Source organism: Methylobacterium sp. WL9, assembly GCF_008040035.1.
GTDB lineage: Bacteria > Pseudomonadota > Alphaproteobacteria > Rhizobiales > Beijerinckiaceae > Methylobacterium > Methylobacterium thuringiense.
In genome coordinates this window covers 1-440 of record NZ_VRVE01000216.1, presented here as the reverse complement: position 1 = coordinate 440, position 440 = coordinate 1, and the positions used below count along the sequence as shown (strand labels likewise).

The 440-nt window shown below is 78.2% G+C and carries 1 pseudogene; it reads right to left on the bottom strand.

The annotated features are described in order from the left end of the window. Positions 1-440: pseudogene (locus FV217_RS22555) on the bottom strand (hypothetical protein); the annotation flags it as partial.

The window sequence follows — 440 nt, the reverse complement described above, 5'->3', positions numbered from 1 at the left end:
CCGCGCCGCGCCCGGCCGAGACGCGGCCGTCGAGGCTGGCGCTGCCGTCACCGAGCGTGCCGCTCGCCTTCGCATCGATCGGCGGCAGACCGGCCTTGCGGGTCTCCGGCGCGACGAGGCGCGAGACCGTGAGGGCGTAGCGCCCCTCGGGCCGCTCCGCGGACCCATGCAGGTCGGCGTCGCCGTCGAGGGTGCCGGAGAGCGCGAGACCGGGCGAGGCGATGCGGGCCAGCGCCAGGGGCAGGGCGCGGATGCCGATCTTGAGGTCGAGCGTCTGTCCCGCACGGCCCTGGACGGTCACGCGGCCCGTGCCGGCGGCGAGGCTCAGGCCGTCGATGACGGCCGCGCCGTCCGCGATCGTGACGCTGGCGGGGCCCGTGAGCGCGACCCGGTCGCCGCCGCGCGCCGCCGAGAAGCGCTGCAGCTCGATCCGCGTGGCC